The sequence below is a fragment of the Streptomyces rectiverticillatus genome (assembly GCF_013394065.1).
Taxonomy (GTDB): domain Bacteria; phylum Actinomycetota; class Actinomycetes; order Streptomycetales; family Streptomycetaceae; genus Streptomyces; species Streptomyces rectiverticillatus.
The window spans coordinates 5,708,749-5,725,885 of record NZ_CP040752.1; the positions used below are offsets into that span (position 1 = coordinate 5,708,749).

At 67.9% G+C, this 17,137-nt stretch carries 14 protein-coding genes; 5 read left to right on the plus strand and 9 right to left on the minus strand.

The window, feature by feature from the left end; all coding sequences use genetic code 11:
• Window positions 1–273: 273 nt before the first annotated feature.
• The gene (locus FGW37_RS24890) at window positions 274–795 is read left to right on the plus strand and encodes an EF-hand domain-containing protein (protein WP_179083077.1); all 522 of its coding nucleotides are present in this window, start codon (window positions 274–276) and stop codon (window positions 793–795) included.
• Here FGW37_RS24890 and FGW37_RS24895 read toward each other — a convergent pair.
• From FGW37_RS24895 to FGW37_RS24915, 5 genes are all read right to left on the minus strand, one after another.
• Window positions 749–970: a DUF397 domain-containing protein gene (locus FGW37_RS24895; RefSeq protein WP_179083078.1), complete on the minus strand. Its 222-nt coding sequence runs from the start codon at window positions 968–970 to the stop codon at window positions 749–751. The two genes, FGW37_RS24890 and FGW37_RS24895, sit on opposite strands and share 47 nt — an antisense overlap.
• The gene (locus FGW37_RS24900; protein WP_246430535.1) at window positions 954–1,799 is read right to left on the minus strand and encodes a helix-turn-helix domain-containing protein; all 846 of its coding nucleotides are present in this window, start codon (window positions 1,797–1,799) and stop codon (window positions 954–956) included. The genes FGW37_RS24895 and FGW37_RS24900 overlap by 17 nt, the downstream gene beginning before the upstream one ends.
• A 261-nt stretch (window positions 1,800–2,060) precedes the next feature.
• Window positions 2,061–3,116, minus strand: coding sequence for an FG-GAP repeat domain-containing protein (locus FGW37_RS24905; RefSeq protein WP_179083080.1), 1,056 nt, complete (start codon window positions 3,114–3,116; stop codon window positions 2,061–2,063).
• Between the two features lie 106 nt (window positions 3,117–3,222).
• Window positions 3,223–7,245, minus strand: a complete 4,023-nt coding sequence (locus FGW37_RS24910; RefSeq protein WP_179083081.1) for a GH92 family glycosyl hydrolase — start codon at window positions 7,243–7,245, stop codon at window positions 3,223–3,225.
• Between the two features lie 349 nt (window positions 7,246–7,594).
• Window positions 7,595–7,780 carry a hypothetical protein gene (locus FGW37_RS24915; protein ID WP_179083082.1) on the minus strand — a complete coding sequence of 62 codons (186 nt, stop codon included), beginning with the start codon at window positions 7,778–7,780 and terminating at the stop codon, window positions 7,595–7,597.
• Between the two features lie 51 nt (window positions 7,781–7,831).
• Between FGW37_RS24915 and ngcE the strand changes: the two genes are divergently transcribed.
• From ngcE to FGW37_RS24930, 3 genes are all read left to right on the plus strand, one after another.
• Window positions 7,832–9,277, plus strand: a complete 1,446-nt coding sequence (ngcE, locus tag FGW37_RS24920; RefSeq protein WP_179083083.1) for an N-acetylglucosamine/diacetylchitobiose ABC transporter substrate-binding protein — start codon at window positions 7,832–7,834, stop codon at window positions 9,275–9,277.
• A 184-nt stretch (window positions 9,278–9,461) separates the two neighbouring features.
• Window positions 9,462–10,379 carry a carbohydrate ABC transporter permease gene (locus FGW37_RS24925; protein WP_058042309.1) on the plus strand — a complete coding sequence of 306 codons (918 nt, stop codon included), beginning with the start codon at window positions 9,462–9,464 and terminating at the stop codon, window positions 10,377–10,379.
• Window positions 10,379–11,311, plus strand: coding sequence for a carbohydrate ABC transporter permease (locus FGW37_RS24930; RefSeq protein ID WP_179083084.1), 933 nt, complete (start codon window positions 10,379–10,381; stop codon window positions 11,309–11,311). The genes FGW37_RS24925 and FGW37_RS24930 overlap by 1 nt, the downstream gene beginning before the upstream one ends.
• 73 nt (window positions 11,312–11,384) lie before the next feature.
• On the opposite strand, the gene FGW37_RS24935 is transcribed toward FGW37_RS24930, so the two are convergent.
• On the minus strand, window positions 11,385–11,825 hold the full coding sequence (locus FGW37_RS24935; RefSeq protein ID WP_179083085.1) for a hypothetical protein: 441 nt from the start codon (window positions 11,823–11,825) through the stop codon (window positions 11,385–11,387).
• Window positions 11,826–12,253: 428 nt separating this feature from the next.
• Here FGW37_RS24935 and FGW37_RS24940 point away from each other — a divergent pair, with 428 nt between their 5' ends.
• Complete coding sequence (locus FGW37_RS24940) at window positions 12,254–12,994, plus strand: ALF repeat-containing protein (protein ID WP_179083086.1); 741 nt, start codon at window positions 12,254–12,256, stop codon at window positions 12,992–12,994.
• 353 nt (window positions 12,995–13,347) lie between these two features.
• Here the strand turns inward: FGW37_RS24940 and FGW37_RS24945 are convergent, their stop codons facing one another.
• The 3 genes from FGW37_RS24945 to FGW37_RS24955 all read right to left on the minus strand — a co-directional run bounded on the left by FGW37_RS24945 (window position 13,348) and on the right by FGW37_RS24955 (window position 17,107).
• Window positions 13,348–14,970, minus strand: a complete 1,623-nt coding sequence (locus tag FGW37_RS24945) for an FG-GAP-like repeat-containing protein (RefSeq protein WP_179083087.1) — start codon at window positions 14,968–14,970, stop codon at window positions 13,348–13,350.
• Between the two features lie 143 nt (window positions 14,971–15,113).
• On the minus strand, window positions 15,114–16,700 hold the full coding sequence (locus tag FGW37_RS24950; RefSeq protein ID WP_246430537.1) for an FG-GAP-like repeat-containing protein: 1,587 nt from the start codon (window positions 16,698–16,700) through the stop codon (window positions 15,114–15,116).
• 104 nt (window positions 16,701–16,804) lie between these two features.
• Window positions 16,805–17,107, minus strand: a complete 303-nt coding sequence (locus FGW37_RS24955; RefSeq protein WP_179083089.1) for a hypothetical protein — start codon at window positions 17,105–17,107, stop codon at window positions 16,805–16,807.
• Window positions 17,108–17,137: the final 30 nt, after the last annotated feature.

Sequence of the window (17,137 nt, forward strand, 5' to 3'; positions counted from 1 at the left end):
CCATCATGAGCAGGGAACTCAAGACCACCGCCGCACTGCGCCTGCTGACCATGCACCCTCCCAGGAATCCGGATCCACTACCGGCCCTTGGCTACCCCCGGGCGCCTCCACCCTCCCCAGGCTCTCGCAGTAGACCGACCGCGCACATCCCGTGCCGCGCGCGGGCCCGGCACCCCGTGCACGACGTCTCCACAGCACGAGCCGCCCCGGGAGTCTTCAACTCCAATGATCCGGGTAGGGACTTGTCGGCCGAAATCGATGGAAGGTGCCTCAATGAACGCGACCGCCGCCAAACGACTCGTCTTCGCCATGCTGGACACGGACGGGGACGGCGTCATCTCGAAGGCCGAATACTCTGCGCGGGTCGAGCGGGTGACACGGGCGACGGGTCGGACGAACGACGATCCCCTGGTCATCGCCGCCCGGGAAGTCGGCGCGCGGGCGTGGGCGGCGATGGACGCGAACGGCGACGGAGGGGTGACCTTCGACGAGTACGCGGCATGGGCCGGCGCCGAGGCGTTCGACACCGTCTGCGAGCCCGTGCTCGGCGCCCTCTTCGACCTCGCCGACACCGACAAGGACGGCGCCCTGAGCTTGCAGGAGTTCACGACGCTGCGCACAGCGCTGGGCAACCCGGTCAGCAACATCGAAGCGGCCTTCTCCGCGCTGGACGGAGCCGGCGCCGGTCGCGTCGGCCGCGACGCCTACCTCGCCTCGGTCCGGGCGCACGTCGCCGGGGAGGACTCGCCTATGGGCGAGGCGCTGTACAGCAGGGAGGACTCACTGCGCGGATGAAGGCCATCCAGGCAGTGGGAGGGAAGAGGAGCACGGGGCCGCCGGGGGTTTTGCTGTCCCGGACGGGGATGCCGCCCGGGATGGTGACGGCCACTTCGACACAGCTGCCGTTGTCACCGTTGCTGTAGGACGACTTACGCCATTCCGCCGTACTTAAGTCAGATGCGGTGCTCATGCGTCGCCCAGTCCTTCGCCGCCGACTCGATCAGGGACAGGGACGCCTGCGGCGACAGTGCGGCGGCCCTGGCCAGATCGTATGCCGATTGAAACTTCGCGACCAGAGGTGGATCGTCGATGAGTTGGCCGCTATAGGCACCTTCGGTGTAGATGACAGGCGGCGCGTCACTGAAGTGCATCAGGGACACCATGGTGTTCAGGAATGGGTGTGCTCCGGCTGCGAATGGCAACACTTGGAGCACGACATTGTGCCGGGAGCGAGCCGTCGTGGCGAGATGGGCGAGCTGCTCGCTGATGGCTTCGGGACCACCGATGGGCACCCGCAGTGCGGTCTCGTGAAGAATTGCCCAAAAGACGGGGGCGGTTGGTCCGTCCAGTAGTTGTGCGCGGGCCATCCGATTGGCGACGTAGGTATCGACTACCTGCTGGGGCGCGAACCGCTGCGCTTCTCGGATCAAGCTCCTCGCGTACGCCTCTGACTGCAGTACGCCGGGGATGAGCACCGGCGCGTACTCGCTGATCATTCTTGCTTGCTGTTCAAACTCCGCCGCATCCGCGAAGTACTCCGCGACCTTCGAATTACGAGCCAGGTGGCAAAGCCGCTGGAGATGCTCACCGCTGCCCAGCACGTCATCGAGCAGCTGCGAGAGCTCCAACTGAGGTCGACGGATAGCCGTCTCGAACTGTCCGATGTACGCGGCGGAGCAGAAGACGCGACGTCCGAGCTGATCCTGCGTCAGGCCAGCAGCCTCCCGCAGGCGCCGGAGCTCGGACCCGTAGAACGCCCGTGGATCGCTGTACGGGTCGGTATTCCTTGGCTGGGTCACCTGCCCACCGTAGCCCCCGCCACCGGTCATTTCTGCTTGGTCGCCTGGAATCGCGAAAAGTCGAACTACTGGGGGAATTCAAGTAATTGGGGATCAGCTCCGTCATGGCGGCGGGCGCCCTCGCCACATGGAGAAGGCCTGGCAGGAGCCTGTTCGCCGCCCTCGGCGCGACTTGCGGCCGCGGCTGGCTGCTGACAGCCGCGCCGAAAGTCGCGAAGGACCGCACCCCCACCGGGGCGCGGCCCTTCGCGTCGCGTCGCGTCAGTACATCATGCGGAACTGGTTCCAGCCCGAGTTGCCGATCTTGACCTTGTAGTCGTACGGCTGGTCCGTACGGCCCGTGCCGCGGTACAGCCACAGCGCGCCGTCCTTGTCGCGCGCGATCAGGTCGGCCTTGCCGTCCAGGTCGACGTCGCCGGTGCCGACCAGCTTGTTGAACTGGTTCCAGCCGCCGCCGATGCGCTGCTTGTACTCGAACGGCTTGGTGTAGTCGCCGGTGCCCTTGTAGAGCCACAGCACGCCGTCCTTGTCGCGGGCGACGATGTCGGCCTTGCCGTCACCGGTCAGGTCGCCGCGGCCGGCGATCTCGGTGAACTGGCCCCAGCCCGGGCCGACCTTCTTGCGGCCGGTCAGCGTGCCGTCCGGGTAGGCGAGGTAGAGCCACAGGACGCCCTCGCGGTCGCGGACGAGGATGTCCGACTCCTTGCCGCCGCCCAGGTTGCCGGGGGACATGAACTGGTCGTACTGGCCCCAGTCGTCCGCCACGATGCTCGGGCTCTTACCCGCGGGGGCGAAGATGATGTTCTGGTCGTTGTCGCGGACGTACAGACCGTCGGCGATGCCGTCCCGGTCGTGGTCGACACGGGCCGCGGCGTTGATCGCGTTCCAGCCGTTGGTGACGTACTCCTTGGGCGTGATGCCGCCCTTGCCGTCGGGCCAGTAGAAGTACAGGTCGTCGCCGTTGACGGCGCTCAGCGGCAGGAAGGGGGCCTCGGCGGCGGGGCCGTCGGCCTTGACGCCCTTGCGCGGGGCCGCGAGGCCCGGGGTGTGGCCGGCCGACGGGGCCTTGGGGGCGAGGGGGCCGGACTTCGGGTAGTCGCCGGACTTCGCCTCGCCGCGCAGGGCCTCGGACCGGTGCTTGAACGACGTGTCGGCGGGCAGCTTCGCCGCGCGCTCCGCCGCGGTGCCGGCGGGCGACGTCCTGGGGCCGTCGGCCAGGGCGGTGCCGGCGGTGGTGCCGACCAGGGCGGCGGCTATCGCGGCGGTGGCGATGCGCTGCACCGCGCGGGTGCGCGGGCGGCCGGGAAGGTGAGCCACGTGGGTTCTCCAAGAGGGTCTCAGCGAAGAGCGGCGCGCCCCTGACAGGGGCACGCCACTGGATCCACGTGATCGTTTCACACTCTCTTTACAAGTCAATGGCCAATTATGTGGATCTCGACCCCAATAGTTCGATCTCCGCCAGAGTGCTCTCACCCGCCGGCCGCAGCCGGTAGTGGCGGTACGAACCGGGCCGTGCCACCGAGAACACGCGGGTCTGCCGGTCCCAGGAGAAGGCCTCGCCCGAGCGCCGGTCCACCTCCTGCCACTGCTCGCCGTCCGGCGAACCCTCCAGGACCCAGCCCCCGGGCGCCTCGGCCCGGTCGGCCGAGGTCAGCGTGTAGGAGGCCACGCGCGCGCCGGACGGCACTTGCAGCAGGGCCGTCGTGAAGGGGGCCTCCGTGAGCGAGGTGTCGTCGGTGAGGGGAGAGACACCGGGCAGGGTCACGTCACCGTCCGGGACGGGCGCCTCGAAGTCCTTGCTCAGCGAGCCCGGCCCGTCGTTCCTGCCGCTGCCCCAGGACGACGGCCGCGGGCCCATGGTGAACTCCAGCGTCGCCCCCTTCGCGAGGACGGAGTGCGGGAGCGCGGTGGACCGCCAGGCCTTGCCGTTGACGCGCAGCCCCTGCACGTAGACGTTGCGGGTGCTGTTCCGCGGGGCCTTCACCACCAGGTCGCGGCCGTTCTCCAGGTGGACCGTCGCCTTGGTGAACAGCGGCGACCCGACCGCGTACTCGCCGGCGCCCATCACCAGCGGGTAGAAGCCGAGCGCGCTGAACAGGTACCAGGCCGACATCTCGCCGTTGTCGTCGTCGCCCGGGTAGCCCTGGCCGATCTCGCTGCCGAGGTAGAGCCGGGACAGCACCTCGCGCACCTTCTCCTGCGTCTTCCAGGGCTGCCCTGCGGCGTCGTAGAGGTACGCGATGTGGTGCGAGACCTGGTTGCTGTGGCCGTACATGCCCATCCGGACGTCCCGCGCCTCCGTCATCTCGTGGATGACGCCGCCGTACGAACCGGCGAACTCCGGCGCCCCCGTCTCCGGCGCGCCGAAGAACTGGTCGAGCTTGTCGGCCAGGCCCGCCCGTCCGCCGTACAGCCCGGCCAGCCCGCGGGTGTCCTGCGGGGCGTGGAAGGCGAAGTTCCAGCCGTTGGTCTCGGTGTAGTCGTGGCCCCAGACGCGCGGGTCGTACCGCCCTGGCGGCAGCCGCCGCGAGCCGTCGGCGTTGCGGCCCTGGAAGAAGCCGACGGCGGGGTCGAAGAGCTGGACGTAATTGCGTGCGCGGTTGGCGAAGTACGCGGCCTCGTCCCGGTAGCGCGGCTTGCGGGTCCGCTCGTAGAGCGCCTTGCCCATCGTCGCGAGCCCGTAGTCGTTGAGGTAGCCCTCCAGGGCCCAGGACATGCCCTCGCGGGTGGTCGTGCTCGTGTAGCCGAGGAAGGGCGAGGTCTCCATGCCCTTGCGGCCGACGCCGGGCTGGTTCGGCACCACCGTCGCGTTCTTGAGCGCGGCCTCGTAGGCGGCCTCCGCGTCGAAGGGGACGCCCTTGGCGTAGGCGTCGGCGAAGGCCACGTCGGAGCTCGTGCCCGTCATCAGGTCGGCGTAGCCGGGGGAGGACCAGCGCGAGATCCAGCCGCCGTCCTTGTACTGCTGGACGAAGCCGTCGACGAGCCGGCCGGCCTGCTTGGGGGTCAGGAGGGAGTAAGCGGGCCAGGTGGTGCGGTAGGTGTCCCAGAAGCCGTTGTTGACGTACACCTCGCCGTCGACGACCCGCGCGCCCGTCCGTGTGGGTGTGCTCTCACCTTCCGGGCGCGAGAAGGGGCTCGCGTAGCGGTGGCGGGGGCGGGTCCGGGTGCCGGTGTTCTCGAAGCCGGAGTTGGGATAGAGGTAGAGCCGGTAGAGGTTCGAGTAGAGCGTGGTGAGCTGGTCCCGGGTCGCGCCCTCGACCTCGACCCGGCCCAGGACGGCGTCCCACGCGGCGCGGGCGCGGTCGTGGACGCGGCCGAAGGCGGCGCGGCCCGCGCCCTCCGGGATCTCCTGCTCCAGGTTGGCCTTCGCCTGCTCGGTGCCGATGAGGGAGGTCGCGATGCGCAGCGTCACCGTGCGGTCCCGGCCGGGGGTCAGCCGCAGGTAGCCGGTCGTGCCCTCCTCACCGCCCGGGCCCGGCTTGCCGCTCGCCGTCACGGGCGCGTCGAGCACGCCGTAGACGAAGAGCCGGCTCGCGCCGACGGACAGCCCGCTGCGCACGTCCGACCAGGCGGTGAAGGAGCGGCTCTCAGGGGCGAGGGTGAGGCCGCCCTGGTTGCGGACGTTGTCGAGGACGAGGGCGGCGGTGCCGGTGGCGTCCCCCGGATAGGTGAAGCGCATGACCGCGGCGTGGTCGGTGGGCGCGATCTCGGCCTTGAGACCGTTGTCGAAGGTCACGCCGTAGTAGTGGGGGCGCGCGGTCTCGTTGGCGTGGTGGAAGGGGAGGGCCCGGGCGGTGCGCCCGATGTCAGGGGGGCCGGAGCCGGAGTCGGATCCGACTCCGGCCCCGGAGTCGGCGGTGTCCGGGGGACGGGAGCCGGAGCCGGGGCCGGCGGTGCTCGGGGGACGGGAGCCGGAGCCGGATCCGGCGGTGCTCGAGGGCAGCACCATCGGCATCACCTGGAACGTCTGCCGGTCGCCCATCCAGGGGCTCGGCTGGTGGCTCGCGCTGAACGCCTGGATGGTGGGGAGGTTGTCGGCGTTGTTGGCGGCGGCGTACTGGTAGAGCCAGTCCATGGCGCCCGCATTGGTCACCGGGGTCCAGAAGTTGAAGCCGTGCGGGACGGCGGTCGCGGGGAAGGTGTTGCCGCGCGAGAAGCTCGCGCTGGAGTGGGTGCCGCGCGTCGTCACGGCGTAGTCGGCCAGGTGCGCCGGGGGCCTCTCGGCGGGCGCGGGGGCGAGGGAGACGTCGTCCACCCAGCCGCGGAACTTCGCCGGACCGGCCGGGGAGTCGTACGCGACGAGCACCCGCGCCACGCTCTTCCCCGCGGCGACGGCGCCGATGCGCGACTCCCTGTTGTTCCACTGATTGGCGTAGAGCGTCCGGGAATCGGCCTGGCCCCGCGGAGTCAGCGGCGCACCGTGCTGGTCCACCGCGCCGAGGTCACTCAGATAGGTGCCGTCGGTGAAGGCGAGGTCCAGGGCCACGTGCGTGGCCGGATAGCGCTGGTCGACCTCCGGCATGGACGGGAAGACCTTGTACGAGAGGACCGTCCGCGGGGTCACGCGGAGACCGCCGCTCCCGACCGAGAAGACCTTGTTGTACGAGTACGCGCGGTCCCTGCTCTGGTGGACGCCGCCGTAGCGCAGGGCGTGGGTGCCCGTGAAGCCGGCGCGGGCCTTGGCGGTGGGGGAGCCCGGGGGGCCGCTGTCGACGTAGCTGCGCATGTCGGACGGGGGCGGCGGACCGGTGTAGAGCGGCGCCAGCTGCACCTCGGCCAGCTGGGTGATGTCCGCGCCGCTGTTACGGGCTATGTCGAGCCGGTAGTGCCGGAAGGGGGTGGAGTTGAGGAAGGAGAACTCACGGGTCTGGAAGCGCTTTTCGAAGGTCTCGCCCTTGCGGGAGTCGAGGGGGACCCAGGCCTTGCCGTCCTGCGAGCCCTGGAGGGTCCAGTCCCGCGGGTCGCGGCCGGGCGCGTCGTTGGCGGACGTCAGCGCGTAGCGCACGGCGGTGACCGGCTCGGCGAGGTCGAACTCCAGCCAGGCCCCGGACGTCTCGAAGGTGAGCCATTTGGTCGTGCTCTCGCCGTCGACGACGTTCTCCTTGACCTCGGCCGAGCCGGCGTTCTCGTTGCTCGCCCGGACGGCGGTGACGGAGTCGGTGACGTTGCCGGGGATGCCGCGCTCGTCGTTGCCGTCGACGCCGGAGGAGCGCTTGTGCCCGCCGGGAGCGGTCTCGACGGTGTTGCGCCAGTCGGGGCGCGGCTGGCCCGGCTCGAAGGAGGAGGTGAAGGAGGCGGGGGCGGCGGCATGGGCGGCAAGGGGCTGGGGCAGCTGAATGGCCGTCATGAGACCGGAAGCCAGGAGGAACGCGAGGAGGAGCGTGAGCGAACGGGTGAGACCAGGCCATCGGTGTCGGGGCCTGTGCCGCTGTCTTCCCTGCCGCATCTCAAGTCTCCCAACGAAGCCGACAACGTTGTCAAGTGAGCCGCGCGTAGATAAGGCGTAGATAAGTAGGACTTGGGAGGCGGGTGGTGTCAAGGGTCCCGGGGTTGGTGTCGCGGTCGTCGGGGGGTGCCGGGAGTGCCGGGGTCGCCGGCGGTCGTCGGCGGCCGCCGGGCGGGCGGGACCTCGTACCGTAGGAGGTCTCAACTAGGGAAAGACTGAAGCCCAAAGCTGCTTCCGATCTTGCCCAGTTGGTGAGAAGTGGACTATACCTGTCGGCGACCGGGGAGGTCCTGAGGGCCGCCGCGGCGGCCCCGGGGGAGAGCGGCGGGGGGAGAACGCCGCGGGCACGTCACCGCTCCCGGCGCACGTACCCAACACGCAAGCGCATGCAGACGTCCAGCACACCAGAACACCAGAACACCCAGTACGTCCAGCACACCAGAGTACCCAGCACACCCAGCACGTCCAGCACGTCCAGCACACCCAGCTTCAACTGACCCGCGGTGTCGGGCCCTTCGTCAACTCTTGTGAACAAGGGGAAGTACCGGTGCACCGCCTGAGTCCTGGAGAAGGCGAGGACTTGAGCATGGGATCGAGCACGGGATCCACAGGGGAATTCGGCCGGCGCGACCTGATCAAGAGAGCGGCTGCACTGGGCCTGATCGCGGTGCCGTCGATGGGCGTGCTGAGCGCCTGCGCCAGCGGGGACGGCGACAGTGACAACAAGGTCGACAAGGGGACGAAGACCGATAAGAACCCGCTCGCGGTCAATGAGTCCGCCCCGCTCGACGTCGTCATCTTCGACGGCGGCTTCGGCCAGCAGTACGCCAAGGACGCCGAGGCCGAGTACAAGGCGGCTTTCCCGAAGGCCAAGGTCCAGCACGGCGCCACGCAGGAGATCCAGACCCAGCTCCAGCCCCGCTTCAACGGCGGCACTCCGCCCGACCTGATCGACAACTCCGGTGCCAAGCAGATGGACATGGGCACCCTGGTGGGGAAGAAGCAGCTGACCGATCTGAACGCCCTGCTGGACGCGCCGTCGATCGACGACCCGTCGAAGAAGGTGCGGGACACGCTGCGGCCGGGCGTCGTGGAAATGGGTCAGTTCGACGGGCAGGAGACGTGGGTCCTCTTCTACGCCTACACCGTCTACGGCGTCTGGTATTCGAAGACCAATCTGGAGAAGCTGGACGCGCAGTACCCCGAGACGTGGGACGAGATGCTCGCCGTCTGCGAGAAGGCGAAGAAGAAGGGCATCGCCGGCTGGACGTACCCCGGTAAGCACCCGTACTACCTGCCGTTCAGCCTCTACCCGTTCATCGCGAAGATCGGCGGTAAGGAGGTCATCGACCGGATCGACAACCTGGAGCCGAACGCCTGGAAGGACCCGGCCGTCAAGGCCGCCTTCGAGGCCTATTACGAGCTCTACAAGAAGGGCTACATCCTCCAGGGCACCCCCGGCCTCACCCATATCGAGGCGCAGACGGCCTGGAACCAGGGCAAGGCGTTGTTCATCCCGAACGGATCGTGGGTGGAGAACGAGTCGAAGAAGACCACGCCCGCCGATTTCAAGATGGCGGTCGGGGCGCCCTCGAGCCTGGACGCGAAGCGCGACAAGATGCCCTTCGGCACGATCTGGGCGTCGGGCGGCGAGCCCTTCATCGTCCCGAAGAACGCCAAGAACCCGCAGGGCGGCATGGAACTGCTCCGCATCATGCTGGGCAAGAAGTCCTCGCAGAACTTCATCAAGCAGGTCTCGTCCCTGACGTCGCTGAACGGCGGCACGGAGGGGCTGTCGCTGCCGCCGGGCCTGAGCTCCTCGCAGGAAGCCCTCGCGAAGGCGGGCCAGAACGTGATCAACCCGCGGATCGGGGACTGGTACACCGCGCTGCAGAAGGAGAAGATCGGCGTGGCGGCGCTGGGCGAGATGATGGCGGGCCGGATGACCCCGGACGAGACGGTCACCAAAATCCAGAAGTTCGCGGACGAGGCCCGCGCGGACGACTCGATCAAGAAGTACCGGCACAAGTAGCTCGTACGGAACACGTACTGAGGCAGGTCGGATCAGGTCGGGTCGGGGCGGGTTCAGGTCGGGTCGGGTCAGGTCGGGTCAGGTCGGGTCACCGGCGGCGGGTGTGGCCACGTGCCCGTGCCAGCCAGCCAGCCGGCCCGCCCGCCCGCCGCTCCGCGTCTGCGGGAGATCGGGGTCGAAAGCAATGCAGCACGGTAAGTACCGGTTCATCGTGGGGTTCCTGGCCGTACCCCTGGCGATCTACGCGGTGTTCGTGATCTCGCCGTTCCTCCAGGCCATCTACTACTCCTTCACGGACTGGACCGGACTGAGTCCCGACTTCAAGATGGTCGGGTTCAAGAACTACCGGAAGATGTTCGCCGACGACGTGTTCTGGAAGTCCGTCGGCCATAACGTCCTGCTGTTGCTGGTCCTGCCGCTGGTGACGCTGGGGCTGGGGCTCTTCTTCGCGTTCATGCTGAACGTGGGCGGGCGGCGGAGGAAGAACGCGGCGGTGGCGGGCGTCCGCGGCTCCGGTTTCTACAAGGTCGTCTACTTCTTCCCGCAGGTGCTGTCGATCGCGATCGTGGCCCTGTTGTTCCAGTTCGCGTACAACCCGAACAGCGGCGCGCTGAACTCGTTCCTGGACGCCGTAGGTCTGGATTCCGTCCGTCCGGACTGGCTGGGGGACCCGGATCTCGCGCTGTGGTGCGTGATGGCGGTGATGGTGTGGAGCAACGTCGGCTTCTACGTGGTGCTCTTCTCGGCCGGCATGAGCTCCATCCCCAAGGACTTCTACGAGGCCGCGCTGCTGGACGGCGCGAACCGCATCCAGACGTTCTTCCGGATCACGCTCCCGCTCCTCTGGGACACCGTCCAGACCGGCTGGGTCTACATGGGCATCATGGCGCTCGACGGCTTCGCGGTCGTCCAGATCATGACGGTCGGCCCGGGTGGCCCGGACTATTCGACCGAGGTGCTCGCGTACTTCCTCTATACGAAGGCGTTCCGCGACGGGCAGGCGGGATATGCGACCACGCTGGGCGTCGCCCTCCTCATCGTCACCATGATCTTCGCCGGCATCGTGATGAAGCTGGGCCGGCGCGAACGGCTGGAGTTCTGATGAGCGGCGCAGAGACGACCGAGGCGGTACCGGTGGACGAACAGCCGGAGAGGGCCGGCGCTCCGAACCGGAACGTCGATTCGCCGGAGGGACGTATCGGCACCGAGGGAAGGGTGCTGAACGTCTTCTCGCACGGCGTGCTGATCCTGTGGGCCCTGATGGTGACGCTGCCGCTCCTATGGGCGGTGATGAGCGCGCTGAAGGACGACAAGGCCATCTTCACGTCGCCCTGGGCGCTGCCCACGAGCCTGCACTTCGACAACTGGTCGAGGGCGTGGTCGCAGGCGCACATGAGCGAGTACTTCATGAACTCGGTGGTGGTGGTAGCGGGTTCCCTGTTCGGCACCATGCTGCTGGGCTCCATGGCGGCATACGTCCTGGCCCGCTTCGAATTCCCGGGGAACCGCTTCGTCTATTACCTGTTCGTGGGCGGGATGAGCTTCCCGGTGATCCTCGCTCTGGTGCCGTTGTTCTTCGTCCTGAAGAACATGCAGCTGCTGGACACCTACCACGGCCTGATCCTGGTGTACATCGCCTACTCGCTGCCCTTCACGATCTTCTTCCTCAGCGGCTTCTTCAGAACGCTTCCCTCGTCGGTCGCGGAGGCGGCCATGATCGACGGCGCTTCGCACACGAGGACCTTCTTCCAGGTGATGCTCCCGATGGCCAAGCCGGGCCTGATCAGCGTCGGGATCTTCAACTTCCTGGGCCAGTGGAACCAGTACCTGCTGCCGGCGGTCCTGAACGTGGGCGACGAGGACAAGAAACTGCTTCCGCAGGGCCTGGTGGCGCTGGCCGTCAGCCAGGGCTACAAGGGCGACTGGTCGGGCCTCTTCGCGGGCCTGGTCATCGCGATGCTGCCGGTGCTGGCGGCGTACATCGTCTTCCAGCGGCAGGTTCAGGCGGGACTCACGGCGGGGGCGCTGAAGTAGGGCCGCGCCGGAGAAGGTCCAGTCCCCCGGTGCCACGGACACCGGGGGACGGCCCGTCCCGGCCCACGAGCGGCTACGGGCGGCGCCCGTGGGAGTGGTCGTGGTCGTGGCGGTCGTCGTGGTCGTGGCGGTGGTCGTCACGCCGGTCGTCGTCGCGGTGCTGGTCGCCCCGGTGGTGGCTGTCATCACGACGGCCGTCGTCCCAGCGGCGGTCGTCCCGGTGACCGTCCCAGCGGTGGCCGTCATCCCCGTGGTCGTCGTCGTGGTGGTGGTGCACCTCGTGGGGACGCACCCACCAGCCGTTGCGGCAGACACGCCCGTCGCCGTCACGATCGCCCTCGTCGTAGACGCCACTGCCTCTGGTCTCCCCGTTCGGGCCGGGCCGCCCGCTGGTGAAGAAGTACCGGCAGTCGGCGGGGGCCGAGGAAGAAGCGGCCTGCGCCACCGGCACGATGGGCAAGGCGGCACCGGCGGCACAGAGCACCACCAGCGCTGCACGCGCAAGATTTCGCATCGGATCACCCTTCAGTCATCGAGGGGCCGTGCTGTCACACGACCCGGGGAGAACCACGATGGCGAAGGAAAGGTGATCAGCTGTGACGTATCCACACCAAACCACATGAATGCGTATTGTGGTGCGTTAGACGTCAAATGTGACTTTCGATATAGGGGTGGACTATCAGGCGGTCGGCGGCGGCCTCGGCGCCCTGCTCCCGCAAGGACGACTGGACGAGTCGGCACAGCAACTCCAGGTGCTCCGGGCTATAGGCCCAGAGTCGAGGAACCCGCGTCGGGCTCGGTCCGCTCGCGCCGTGTGCTCCCAAGGGTCCTTCTAAGCAGTGGACTAAAGTTACTGGTAACTCATAGAGTTGACGGATATACAGAAAGTTAGATGGGGGAAAGAGAGTGGTTCCTGTCATGAGGTCAACCCGAATCGCCGCGATGGCCGCTGCGACCGCCGTCGTTCCGGCTGTTCTCTTCGCTGGCCCGTCCTTTGCGACCGACGCCGGCTCGTCTTCGCCCACCCGGTCGGCCGTGGCACAGAAGTCCACCGGGCAGTGGGGTGAAGAGCCCACGGGCAAGGACCAGCGGGCCGAGAAGGACCGGGCCGAGATCCAGAGCATCATCAGCGTCGCGCGGGCGGGTTCCGTGTTGGGCGATGACGCCAAGAGGGCGCTCGACGGTGATGCCGCAGCAATGCGTGAATTCCTGGAGCGCGGTCAGTATGCGGCCCGGGACAAGGATAACGGAGTTCAGATCGCGCGCATCGTCTCCACCGGCGGCCCGGGGGTGAAGGAGGCCGGGCAGACGGCGCTGAACGGAACCCCTGCGGACCGCGTCCGCTTCCTCGAGGTCGGTCAGTTCCAGCAGCGGGACATCGACAACCAGGTTCTGGTCTCGGGGTACATCTCTATCAGCGGTCCTGGAGTGAAGGAGGCTGCCAAGGCCGCGCTGAAGGGGAAGCCGGAGGATCGCGTCCGCTTCCTTGAGGACACTCAGTTCCAGCAGCGGGACATTGACAACCAAGTTCTGGTCGCGCGGGCCATTTCCTATGGTGGCCCCGCGGTGAAGGAAGCCGGTAAGGCTGCGCTCAAGGGCACTGCTGAGGACCGTGTCCGCTTCCTTGAGTTCGGCCAGTACGAGGCTCGTGACAAGGACGAAAAGGCAGGCAGCCGAGGGTAGTCGCCGGAAGGCCGGGTGGATGACGAGAAGCCCAGCCACGTCGTAGCTGGGCTTCACCGATGACTGCCGATTACCAGGAGGGCCCTGCCACCCTCTGCCAGTGCAATGACCGGGAAGGTGGCCGGGCTGGCGGTTCCGGCGGTTGGATGTTGGAATATAGGTGCCCGACTGGTCGACTGTCTCGTTGATATCGGTGACGACCTCGGCCTGCCCGTCACCTTCTGGTAGCGCCTCGGGGGCAGCTCGTGAGATGCGGTTCTACGGCGATGCGGTGACGCTTCTCACCGCTGCCGCTACCAGTGCGCAGCTGCCCCTGAGAAGAATTGACGCGGCAAACCGTCCCGGTCGGAGCGCTAGATGTGGACTCGGAATCCGGGGCCGGCGCCGGCGGCGATGCGGCCATGGTCGGCCCAGCCGCCGTGGCCGTCGCCGCCCTGGTTCAGGAGGGCGTCGATGGCTCCGTTGTCGTGGACGATCAGGTGGTCGGCCTTGCCATCGCCGTCGATGTCGGCGAAGCGTATGCCGGCGCCGGGCACCGGTGTGCGCGAGACGACCCGGCCTTGGTCGGTCCAGCCGCCTTGGCCGTCACCGCCGTTGTTGACCCAGGCGCGCACTGTGCCGTTGTCGTCCAGGACGAGGTAGTCGGCCTTGCGGTCGGCGTTGATGTCGGCGAAGCGGACCTTGCTCGAAGGTGCTCCGGTGCCCTTGGCGATGGTGCCGTAGTTGGTCCAGCCGCCGCGGTTGTCGCCGCCGTTGTTGATCCATGCGTGGACGGCGCCGTTGTCCTCGACGACGAGGTAGTCGGCCTTGCCGTCGCCGTCGATGTCGGCGAAGCGGACCTTGCTCGCAGGGGCCCCGGTGCCGGTGGCGATGATACCCCGGTCGGTCCAGCCGCCTTGGCCGTCGCCGCCGTTGTTGATGAAGGCGCGGACGGCGCCGTTGTCCTCGATGATGAGGTAGTCGGCTTTGCGGTCGCCGTTGATGTCGGCGAAGCGGACCTTGCTGCCCGGGGCTCCCGCGCCCGCAGCAACGATGCCCTTGTTGATCCAGCCGCCGTGGCCGTCCCCGCCGTTGCTGACGTAGGCGCGGACGGCGCCGTTGTCTTCGGTGACGAGGTAGTCGGCCTTGCCGTCGCCGTTGAAGTCCACCTGGTAGTCGCCGAGCGGGGCCTCACGAGGCGGGGCGGGCTTGATGTCCACGCGTTCGCGTACCCAGCCATTGTCGGCTGCGTTTGCCAGCCCCTCGTAGAAGGCGGTCGCCATCTTTGCATAGCCGCTGTCGTTGGGGTGGAGGCGGTCGTTGAGGTCGGGGGCAGTCACGGCACTCATGTCCACGTACCCCACCTTGAATCCCTTGTTCCGCCGCTCGGCGACCAGGCGCGGCACGTCGGAGTTGAACTTCTCGACGCGCTTCTGCACCTGCGCCGACTGCGACGGCACGAGGGAGGAAACCAGCACTGTCATCTCGGGCGCCGCCCGGGTGATTTTGTCGATCAGGCGGCCGAGCCGGGCGGGAGCGTCGTCCACATCGTTGTTGCGGTCTATGTCATTGGTGCCGATGTTGAGGAGGACTACGTTCGGGTCTGCCGCCGGCAGCCAGCGTTCGATGTTCTCGGAGAGGTCGTTGATCTGCCATCCCGAGTGGCCCTCATGATCTGCACCGTTGGTGCGCACTGAGCCTACGAACTGCAGGGAGCCGGAATGAGCGGCCAGTTTGTCGTGCAGGGCGATGCGATAACCGTTGCCTGTGGAGCTACCGGCGCCCCTGGTGATCGAGTCTCCCAGGGGCATGACCGCGAGGCGCGGCACCTTCCAGTTCTGCGCGCTGGCCGGGGCAGCCCCCGAGGCCGGCGGGGAGGGAGACGCGACGGCGGGGGGAGTGGCTGCGATCGCCGCCAGGCTCGTCGTCAGCGCGGCAGCCAGTGCGGGAGCGAGAAGCCGTGCTGCGGAGCGACGACGCTGGTGAATACGGGACATGGTGCGGCGGACTTTCCATGAGGGCTGCTGAGGAATCGAGAGGCAGCCGGGACGAATGCGAAGCCCCGCGCCGGTTCGGCGGCGCGGGGCTCGGTCTCATCTGCCGGATGGTCCGGCGGATCGAGACGGAAGGCGAGGCCAGGTCAGATGTGGACCTTGCTCGAAGGGGCTCCGGTGCCCTTGGCGATGGTGCCGTAGTTGGTCCAGCCGCCGCGGTTGTCGCCGCCGTCGTTGATGAAGGCGCGGACGGCGCCGTTGTCTTCGACGATGAGGTAGTCGGCTTTGCGGTCGCCGTTGATGTCGGCGAAGCGGACCTTGCTGCCGGGTGCTCCGGCGCCCTTGGCGATGGTGCCGTAGTCGGTCCAGCCGCCGCGGTTGTCGCCGCCGTCGTTGATGAAGGCGCGGACGGCGCCGTTGTCTTCGACGATGAGGTAGTCGGCTTTGCGGTCGCCGTTGATGTCGGCGAAGCGGACCTTGCTGCCGGGTGCTCCGGCGCCCTTGGCGATGGTGCCGTAGTTGGTCCAGCCGCCGCGGTTGTCGCCGCCGTCGTTGATGAAGGCGCGGACGGCGCCGTTGTCTTCGACGATGAGGTAGTCGGCTTTGCCGTCGGCGTTGATGTCGGCGAAGCGGACCTTGCTGCCGGGTGCTCCGGCGCCCTTGGCGATGGTGCCGTAGTCGGCCCAGCCACCCCGGCCGTCGCCGCCCTTGTTCACCCATGCGCGGACGGCGCCGTTGTCCTCGACGATGAGGTAGTCGGCTTTGCCGTCGGCGTTGATGTCGGCGAAGCGGACCTTGCTGCCGGGTGCTCCGGCGCCCTTGGCGATGGTGCCGTAGTCGGCCCAGCCACCCCGGCCGTCGCCGCCCTTGTTCACCCATGCGCGGACGGCGCCGTTGTCCTCGACGACCAGATAGTCCACCTTGCCGTCACCGTCGATGTCGACACTGGCGTCCCCCGGCGCGTCGGTGTTGGGTACCGGCGGGGTTACGCGTCGGCGAATCCAATCGGCGATGTCGTCGGTCCGGGTATCCACGGCCCCGGTACGGGTCTCCTTCTCGTCAGTGCCGAGGCAGCCGCCTTGCCAGGATCGGCTGTTGACAGCGACGAGCTCGAACCGTCCGCCGATGTCGCGGAAGGCGGGCCCGCCGTTGTCTCCCTGGCATATCGCAGCGCCCTCGGTTTTCGCCGAAAGGCCGACCGAGGTCTCCTTCACGTTGCTCACGGAGAACTTCGCGTAGTGCAGACGGTCGGGCGTCCACTCGGCCTTGGTGCGGCCGTAGCCCGAGACCCACAGTTCCTCGCCGGTAAGCGGGACGTTGACGCCGAGGTCCACAGGAGCTATCCCGGTGACCGGCTTGGCCAGCCTCGCCAGCACCAGATCCCGGCCCTCGCGGGGAACGAGCTCCACGACGTCCACGACGCTGCCGGTCTCCGGGGTCAGGCCGGCGTGACCAATGGTGGCCGTCGTCTTGGGCATGTCGGCAGGGAGCTCGAGACTCTCAGCAGGATGGTCGGCGAAGCAGCTGGTGGCGGTTATCAGCCACTGCGTCGACACCAGCGCTGCCGAGCAACTGCGCTTCCCGGCAATATCGAGCTTGGCTGTGAACGCGAAGGAGTCATTGGCGGGCGGGCCGGCGACGGCGTACGCGGACGTCGCCGTCAGAGTGCTCGCCGTGACCGCGCTTAAAGCCAATGTTGCAAACCACGCAAGGCGTTGGCGTCTGTCAGACATCAGTTTCTTTCTTGTTCGAACGTGAGACTCGGCCAACCGGACAGGCCGAGCGAATAGATGGTCGATGTGCGCGAGCCGGGGGCTCGCGGCATACTGCGCAAGCACTAGTTGCTCTGGGTCGCCAGACCGTAGCAAGCGAGGGCACTGATGATTACGGCCAGACAGGCCACCCCGAGCCCCCAGGCCGCCCCATTCCGCCTGTGTCCCGTATGCCTGGCATTACGGAACTCGCGAACGGCGCATATGAGGCTGGTTGCAGCGAAAAACGGGGCGACGAACCAGGTGATGTAGACGAACCAGGCGAAGATCGCGGCGAGCCCCAACGGCACTGCGAACGGCCTGGGCTGTGCCGGTCCATCCACCTCATCCAGCCTTTCCCGTGAACTGTCGGCCTGCTCGCCCGTCATGCTGATGCTCCTCGCTCTCCTAGCCCTGGG